Source organism: Sphingopyxis sp. RIFCSPHIGHO2_12_FULL_65_19, assembly GCF_001830555.1.
Taxonomy (GTDB): Bacteria; Pseudomonadota; Alphaproteobacteria; order Sphingomonadales; family Sphingomonadaceae; genus Sphingopyxis.
The window spans coordinates 108,846-117,070 of sequence record NZ_MIAM01000015.1; the positions used below are offsets into that span (position 1 = coordinate 108,846).

General features: G+C 65.9%; 7 protein-coding genes. 3 read left to right on the forward strand and 4 right to left on the reverse strand.

The genetic code is table 11. The annotated features are described in order from the left end of the window. The 4 genes from topA to plsY all read right to left on the reverse strand — a co-directional run. Positions 1-2,244: type I DNA topoisomerase (gene topA / locus A3E77_RS04390; RefSeq protein WP_293643621.1), on the reverse strand; the 2,244-nt coding region annotated here is incomplete at its 3' end. An 81-nt stretch (positions 2,245-2,325) separates the two neighbouring features. Further along, the gene (locus A3E77_RS04395) at positions 2,326-3,927 is read right to left on the reverse strand and encodes a vWA domain-containing protein (RefSeq protein WP_293643622.1); all 1,602 of its coding nucleotides are present in this window, start codon (positions 3,925-3,927) and stop codon (positions 2,326-2,328) included. A gap of 145 nt (positions 3,928-4,072) precedes the next feature. Next, a complete protein-coding gene (dprA, locus tag A3E77_RS04400) occupies positions 4,073-5,158 on the reverse strand; it encodes a DNA-processing protein DprA (protein WP_293643623.1) in 1,086 nt (361 codons plus the stop codon). After that, the gene (plsY, locus tag A3E77_RS04405; protein ID WP_293643624.1) at positions 5,155-5,757 is read right to left on the reverse strand and encodes a glycerol-3-phosphate 1-O-acyltransferase PlsY; all 603 of its coding nucleotides are present in this window, start codon (positions 5,755-5,757) and stop codon (positions 5,155-5,157) included. Before plsY ends, dprA begins: the two co-directional genes overlap by 4 nt. Before the next feature lie 121 nt (positions 5,758-5,878). Here plsY and murI point away from each other — a divergent pair, with 121 nt between their 5' ends. From murI to A3E77_RS04420, 3 genes are all read left to right on the forward strand, one after another. Then, positions 5,879-6,685 carry a glutamate racemase gene (gene murI, locus A3E77_RS04410; RefSeq protein WP_293643625.1) on the forward strand — a complete coding sequence of 269 codons (807 nt, stop codon included), beginning with the start codon at positions 5,879-5,881 and terminating at the stop codon, positions 6,683-6,685. Between the two features lie 135 nt (positions 6,686-6,820). After that, positions 6,821-8,035, forward strand: coding sequence for a 5-aminolevulinate synthase (gene hemA, locus A3E77_RS04415; RefSeq protein WP_293643626.1), 1,215 nt, complete (start codon positions 6,821-6,823; stop codon positions 8,033-8,035). Then, positions 8,032-8,225, forward strand: a 194-nt coding sequence (locus A3E77_RS04420; protein WP_293643627.1) for a nitroreductase family protein, incomplete at its 3' end; no start/stop codon positions are given. The genes hemA and A3E77_RS04420, both read left to right, overlap by 4 nt.

Genomic DNA, 8,225 nt, shown 5'->3' on the forward strand with positions numbered 1-8,225 from the left:
GCCCGCCGCGGCTTCGGCGATGCGGACGACCGCAGCGTTCATCCCGATGTCAAAGATCTCGGCGGTGCCGGTCAGCTTCGCATATTTGCCGTCATGGAGCAGATAGGGGCCATAGCGCCCCAGCCCCGCCATGATCGGCTTGCCGCTTTCGGGATGCGCCCCCACCTCGCGCGGCAGGCTCAAAAGCCGGAGCGCATAGTCGAGATCGAAATCCTCGCCGGGGATGTCCTTGGGGATCGACGAGCGTTTCGCCTCCTTGCCGTCACCGAGCTGGATATAGGGACCGAAGCGCCCGCTGCGCTTCGTGACTTCCAGCCCGCTGTCGGGATCGGTGCCGAGCGTTTCGGGGCCGGTATCGGCTTCGCCATTGCCGCCGGGTTGCGCGAATTTGCGCGTAAATTTGCAGTCGGGATAATTGCTGCACGCGATGAACGGCCCGAACTTGCCGCCACGCAGCGCGAGGCGTCCGGTGCCGCAATTGGGACACAGGCGCGGGTCGCTGCCATCGCCCTTGTCGGGGAAAAGATAGGAGCCGAGGAACTCATCGAGCGCGGCGGTAATTTCCGATGGCTTCTGTTCCATCACCTCGCCGGTGCGCGGCTTGAAGTCGCGCCAGAAACGTTCGAGCACCGCCTGCCACTGCGCGCGGCCGCCCGACACATCGTCGAGTTCCTCCTCAAGTCCCGCGGTGAAGTCATAGCCGACATAGCGTTCAAAGAAACGTTCGAGGAAGGCGGTGAGCAATCGCCCGCTTTCTTCTGGGATGAAGCGGTTCTTCTCGACCGTCACATAGGCGCGGTCCTTCAGCACTTGCAGGATCGACGCATAGGTCGACGGACGCCCGATCCCGAGCTCCTCCATCTTCTTGACAAGGCTCGCCTCCGAATAGCGCGGGGGCGGCTGCGTTTCGTGCTTTTCGACCTCTATGCCCGTCTTGGCGGGCGCATCGCCTTTTGCCATTGCGGGCAGCAGCCGCGCATCCTCATCCTCGCTGTCGTCACGGCCTTCGTCATAGAGCGCCAGGAAGCCGGGGAACTTCACCACCTGCCCGGTCGCGCGCAACATCGTCTTGCCGGTGCCGTCGGTCAGGTCGATGCTGGTGCGTTCAAGCCGCGCCGACGCCATCTGGCTCGCCATCGCGCGCTTCCAGATCAGATCGTAAAGGCGGGCATGATCGCCGCCGCCAGCCTTGTCCTTGGAAAAATCGGTCGGGCGGATCGCTTCATGCGCTTCCTGCGCATTCTTCGCCTTGGTCTGATACTGCCGCGGCTGGTCGGGGACATAGCCGCCGTCATAACGGGTTGCGATCGCCTTGCGCGCCGCGCTGATCGCGCTGCCGTCCATCTGGACGCCATCGGTACGCATATAGGTGATCGCGCCATCCTCATACAGGCCCTGCGCGATCCGCATCGTGTGGCTGGCCGAAAAGCCGAGCTTGCGGGCGGCTTCCTGTTGCAAGGTGGACGTCGTAAACGGCGGCGGCGGATTGCGCGTCAGCGGCTTGGTTTCGACGACGTCGACGGTGAAATGCCCTGCCTTCACATCGGCTTCGGCGGCATGGGCATCGGCTTCACTGGTGATCGACAGCCGCTCGATCTTGTCGCCGCGCCAGCGCGCGAGGCGCGCCTTGAACGGTGTGCCCGACATCTCAAACAGGCCGGTGACCGACCAATATTGCTGCGCAACAAAGGCTTCGATCTCGCGTTCGCGTTCGACGATCATTCGCAGCGTCACCGACTGGACGCGGCCCGCCGATTTCGCGCCGGGCAGCTTGCGCCACAGCACCGGCGACAGGGTGAAACCGACCAGATAGTCGAGCGCGCGACGCGCCCGATAGGCGTCGATCAAATCGTCGTCGAGCGCGCGCGGATGCGCCATCGCATCGGTCACCGCCTGCTTGGTGATCGCGTTGAACGTCACACGATCGACCGACGCGGGCAGCGCCTTTTTGCTGCGCAGCAATTCCTGCACATGCCAGCTGATCGCCTCGCCTTCGCGATCAGGGTCGGTCGCCAGGATCAGGCGGTCGGCGCTTTTCGCCGCGTCCTGGATTTCCTTCATCCGCTTTGTCTTGTCGGGATACAGCTGCCACTGCATCGCAAAGCCGTCATCGGGATCGACCGATCCGTCCTTGGGCGGCAGGTCGCGAACATGACCGTAGCTTGCCAATACCTTGAAGTCGCGACCGAGATATTTCTCGATCGTCTTCGCCTTTGCAGGCGATTCCACAATTACCAATTGCATTAAAAATCTATCCCCGTCACCGGCTCTCACATGTACGCGCGAGGGTGGCGGGGATAGCTTGATTCCGTCAAGCTGGATTTTTCATCCGCCCTTCTGCCATTTGAAGTCGGCGGGCAGGACGCATTTGCCCGCGTCATATCGGCCCACGCTGCGGATGATTTCCTGGTCTTCGGGCTCGACGCGGCGACCGCTGATCTGGCTGTCGATCACGCGGCGGACCAGCGCGTCAAGCTTGGTCACCAGATAGCAATCGACCGCCGGCGGGGCGTGCGGGTTGCCCACCCCGCTGTCGTCGGTCAGGAACAGATAGCGTGACTGGGTCGCCGCCGCCATCGCGCGCATCGCATATTCGGCCTTGTCGGCAACGCCCGACGCGGCCACCGGCGTGATATGGATGCGCTTGGCGCGCGCGGCTTCGGCCGCCGCCCAGGTCCGGGCGAACTTGTCGTCGTGCGGCGGCGCATCGGCGACAAGCAGCAGCGACTTGACCGCGTCGGGACGCCAGTCCTGTCCGACCGCCCGGATCATCGCCTGATCCATCGCTTCGGGATAATCGCCGCCACCATTCGCGTCCTGCCGTGCCAGCGCGCCCTGCACCCGCCCGATGTCGCGATCAAAGGCGATCGTCCGGGTGACATAATCGTCGCCGATGTCGCGGTAGAAGACAAAACCGATGCGGATGTCGAGGTCGCGATGCTTCGCGGTGATCGCCGCGATGATCGAGCGCAGTTCGGCCTGAAGGAAGTTGATCTCGTCACCCATGCTGCCGGTCGTGTCGACCACCAGCATCAGGTCCAGTTTGGTCGGCCGGATCGCCGCCTGGTTTGCGGTAAGTCCGACCAGTTGGCCGCCCGCCGCATCTGACACCAGCACCGGCCGCGCGTCGGCGATCGTTCGTCCAGCCTTGTGCGCCGAAACGGTGATCCGCTCGCTCAGCCGGTCGAGGCCAGGAAAAAAGACCGCGCTGCCGTCGGCCTGCGTCGCCATCGTAATGCTGTTGCCGTCGCTGCACGTCACGACGACGTCGGCGAAGGGGAGCGGCTGGCCGCGGCGGTCTTGAACCTTGACCGTCACCACCCGCGTCGTATCGACGCGCGGCAGGTTTCGGACCTCCTGCCCCATATCGCCGCTGCGGCCCACATAAGCTGCATAAAGTTCGGGGTTGAGCAGATCGTCGTGCTCGCCCGCAGTCAGGATGCCCGATTGCGGCTGCGGCTGTGGACGGGGGTAAGGCCGGGGCGGCGGAATGCGCAAATCCGCCGCCGATCCTGGCACCGGGGCTTTTGCCGACCGCTCGTCCGAATAGCCGTCCGACCCAATGGTCGTCACCGGCGCGGCCGAATCCATCGCCGGGGCAGCGATGCGCGATCCGGTCACCGCAATTTCCCCGACATCGTCGGCACCCGTGGAGATCGGCGGCGGCGGTGCCATAGGCGGCGGAGGCGGTGGAGGAGGCGGCGGAGGTGGCGGGGGGGCGGGCTCGGCCATCATCTCTTCACGGTCGCCCTTGCTGCGCCCGCTGGTCTTGATCCCGCCGTTGTGCTGCTGCGGTTGCGAGCCGACTTCGGCGGCGAGCGGCGGTAGCGGCGCGGCGTTGCGGCAAAAACCCTGGTCGGAAGCGGTGCCGGAATGCGCGAGGGCGAGCGGGATTGGCGCCGGCGCCGAAGCGAGCATTGCCAGCATTGTGACGCCTGTGAGCAATCGGCTTCGCATCATTCCACTCCCCATCATGTGATATAATATCATCAACCTGCGGATCGGCCGCTGAACCGTGGCTGAACCGTGATGAAGCGTTAGATTGTCGAAACTTAGGGCGCTGTGCGGTCCGTCACACGAGCGAAACCCTGGCGCCGGCATGGCGCTCGACGCGGCCCGCCAACTCGAGTTCGAGCAGCACCAGCTGCACAGCCGACGCCGCCTGTCCCGATTGCCGCACCAGTTCGTCGACCGCGACCGGAGTCGGGCCGAGCAGGTCGACAAGCGCCCGACGCGCCCCGTCGCTTGCATCGGTTTGCGGGAGGGCAGCGACAAAACGGGGCGTTGGTTCGCGCACCATCCGCGCGTCGATCGGTCCGACCGCTTCCAGCACATCGTCCACGGTCTGGATCAGCGTTGCCCCCTCGCGGATCAGCATGTTGCAGCCTTGTGCGCGGGGGTCGAGCGGCGATCCCGGCACCGCCATCACCTCGCGACCATAATCCCCCGCGCGCCGGGCGGTGATCAGCGAACCCGACCGCGGCGCCGCCTCGATTACGACTGTGCCGTGCGCCAGCCCCGCAATGATGCGGTTCCGCGACGGAAAATGACGAGCGAGCGGTTCGGCGCCCGGCGGTTGTTCGGCGACGAGCAGCTGGTCGCTTGCGAGCTTTTCCTGGAGCGCGGCATTTTCGGGCGGAAAGGCGATGTCGATCCCGCTGGCGATCACACCCACGGTCGCGCCGCCCAGTGCCCCGACGTGTGCCGCGGTGTCGACACCGCGCGCCAGGCCGCTGACGACGGTCACGTCGCGCGCCGCGAGATCGGCGGCGAGCTGGCGGGCAAAGCGGCAAGCGACGGCGGAGGCGTTGCGCGCGCCGACGATCGCGACGCACGGCCGACGCAGCATCGCCGCATCGCCGCGGACAACGAGCACCGGCGGTGCGCCCTCGACCTCGCCGAGTAGCCGGGAATAGTCGTCCTCGTCGTAAAAGACATGCCGCGCGCCCAGGCTCGCGACGCGATCCACCTCGCGCTCGGCGACGTCGGCGGGGGCAACGCGTGCCTTGCCCGCCCCGCCGCGCAGCACAAGGTCGGGCAGCGCCGCGAGCGCGGCCTCACCCGATCCGAAGCGCTGCATCAGCTGATGCCAGCTCACCGGCCCAACGTGCGGCGTGCGGATCAGCCGCAGCCGCGCCAGCCGCTCGGCGTGCGTCACGCGGTCTCTTTCTTTCCGCCGATGCGCGGTTCGGTGCCCGCGCGCAGCCGCGCGATATTTTCGCGATGGCGCCACAGCACGATCACGGCCAGCCCCGCAAGACCGATGGCGTAAACCGGATAACCGAATGCCAGCGCGGCAGCGGGCGCCGAAACGGCGCCCAACATGCCGCCCAGCGACGAGATGCGGAGCAGCAGCACCGCGCCGATCCATACGACCGCAAAAACCAGCCCGATCGGCCAGGCGAGCGCCAGCGCCAGCCCGAGCAGCGTCGCAACCCCCTTGCCACCCCGAAAGTTCAGCCAGACCGGATAGCAGTGGCCGATCATCGCCGCGGCGCCCGCGATCATTGCGGCATGGTCGCCGAGTTCGGGCGCGAACTGGCGCGCCAGCAACACCGCGACCGCGCCCTTGGCACCGTCCAGGATCAGCGTCGCGGCGGCAAGTCCCTTGCGCCCCGTCCGCAGGACATTGGTCGCACCGATATTGCCCGACCCGATCTGGCGCAGGTCGCCCGCGCCGAACAGCCGCGTCAGGATGACGCCAAAGGGGATCGAACCCAGAAGATAGCCGGCAGCAACCAGGAAGAATATCGTCATGCAATCCCCGCTTCGTTCGGCGCCAGTGTGGCGATGTTGCGCCTAGCAATCAACGGATTCGGACGCGATGCACGTCAAAATGGATTTGATAGCGGTCCGGCCTGCCTGCTAGGCGGACGCGATGAACGCCCCGACCCCCGACGCCCCGATCCTCTTTTTCGACAGCGGCCTTGGCGGGTTGACCGTGCTCGGCCCCACCCGCGCGCTGCTGCCCACCGCGCCCTTCGTCTATGCCGCCGACTATGCTGGCCTGCCCTATGGGGGGAAAAGCAACGAGGAACTGGCGGCACGCGTCCCGGCGCTGCTCGGGCGGCTGGTCGAACGGTATCAGCCGCGGCTCGCAGTCATCGCGTGCAATACCGCCTCGACGATTGCGCTGGCGCATGTTCGCGCCGCGCTCGACCTGCCGATCGTCGGCACCGTGCCGGCGATCAAGCCTGCTGCTGAACTGACGCGCAGCGGGGTCATCGGCGTGCTCGGCACCGAAGCGACGGTGCGCCAGCCCTATGTCGATGACCTTGGCGCCCGGTTCGCGGGCGGCAAGACATTGCTCCGCCACGGCAGCCCCGGCCTTGTCACCGGCGCCGAGGCGAAGCTGCGGGGCGCGGCGATCGACCCGTCGGTCATCGCGCGCGCGGTGGCCGGGCTTCGCGACCAGCCGGGCGGCGACGCACTCGACGTCGTCGTCCTTGCCTGCACCCATTTTCCGCTGCTGCGCGACGAATTGCAGGCCGCGTTCGGGCCCGATGTCCGCCTGATCGACGGCGCCGCGGGCATCGCGCGGCGGATCGCCTACCTGACCGATGGACAGCGTTGGCCCGGCGCGGCGTCGCCGGGGCTGGCCGTGTTCACGCGCAGCCAGGATCGCACGCCCCCGCCGCTCGCCGCACTGGCCCCGTTCGGCATCGGCGCGATCGAGACGATCTGATAGGACAATTTGCCCTATAGATGCGAATCGTTCGCACTGGATTTCGGCGGGATTCGGCGTTATTGGCCCGCTTGTTAACAGCCGCCGGAGGGAGCGGCCCAAGGCCTGGATGGCACCTGACTGCGGGGCTGACACGTGAACTACAACGATATTTTCGCACGCGCGATCGACCGGCTGCACGAAGAAGGACGTTACCGCGTCTTCATCGACATCCTGCGCAACAAGGGCGCTTTCCCGAACGCACGCTGCTTTGCCGGGCACAATGGGCCGAAGCCGATCACCGTGTGGTGCTCGAACGACTATCTGGCGATGGGGCAGCACCCCAAGGTGGTCGAGGCGATGGAAGAGGCGCTGCACGACGTCGGCGCCGGGTCGGGTGGCACGCGGAACATCGGCGGCAACACCCACTATCATGTCGACCTCGAACATGAACTCGCCGACCTGCACGGCAAGGAAGGCGCGCTGCTTTTCACGTCGGGCTATATCTCGAACGAGGCAACGCTGGGGACGCTCGGCAAGCTGCTTCCCAACTGCATCATTTATTCGGACGAATTGAATCACGCCTCGATGATCGCAGGCATCCGCAACTCGGGCTGCGAAAAGCGCGTGTGGCGCCACAACGACCTCGAACATCTTGAGGAACTGCTGGCCGCCGACGATCCGCAGGCGGCCAAACTGATCGCATTTGAAAGCGTCTATTCGATGGACGGCGACGTCGCCCCGATCCACGCGATCTGTGACCTTGCCGACAAATATAATGCGCTGACCTATTGCGACGAAGTCCATGCCGTCGGCATGTATGGCCCGCGCGGCGGCGGCATCACCGACCGCGACGAAGCGGCGGGCCGGGTGACGATCATCGAAGGCACGCTGGGCAAGGCGTTTGGCGTGATGGGCGGCTATATCGCCGCCGACAAGAATATCATCGACGTGATCCGCAGCTATGCGCCGGGGTTCATCTTCACCACCAGCCTGTCGCCGGTGCTCGTCGCGGGTGTGCTCGCCAGCGTGCGGCATCTGAAATCGTCAAGCGTCGAACGCGACGCGCAGCAGCAGGCGGCCGCTTACCTGAAGCAATGTTTCCGCGACGCAGGCCTGCCGGTGATGGATTCGACCACGCATATCGTCCCGCTGATGGTCGGCGATCCGGTGCGCGCCAAGAAGATCAGCGACATTTTGCTCGCCGAATATGGCGTCTATGTCCAGCCGATCAATTTCCCGACCGTCCCGCGCGGCACCGAACGGCTGCGCTTCACCCCCGGCCCCGCGCATGACGAAGCGATGATGCGCGAATTGACACAGGCGCTCGCCGAAATCTGGGACCGGCTGGAAATGCGCAAGGCCGCGTGACGAACGCTGTGGGTTATGACGAGGTCGTTGTCGGACGCCGCTCGATCCGCGGCTTTCTCGACAAGCCCGTCCCCAAGGCGCTGATCGCGGAGATATTGGAGGTCGCAATGCGCGCGCCCTCTTCGTTCAACAACCAGTGCTGGAATTTCTCGGTCGTCACCGGCGAACCGCTCGCGGCGATCCGGCAAGG

Excerpts from the sequence above, each read along its gene's own strand:
- A3E77_RS04395 (WP_293643622.1), bottom strand. The coding sequence starts at position 3,927 with ATGCTGGCAATGCTCGCTTCGGCGCCGGCGCCAATCCCGCTCGCCCTC.
- plsY (WP_293643624.1), bottom strand. The coding sequence starts at position 5,757 with ATGACGATATTCTTCCTGGTTGCTGCCGGCTATCTTCTGGGTTCGATC.
- murI (WP_293643625.1), top strand. The coding sequence starts at position 5,879 with ATGAACGCCCCGACCCCCGACGCCCCGATCCTCTTTTTCGACAGCGGC.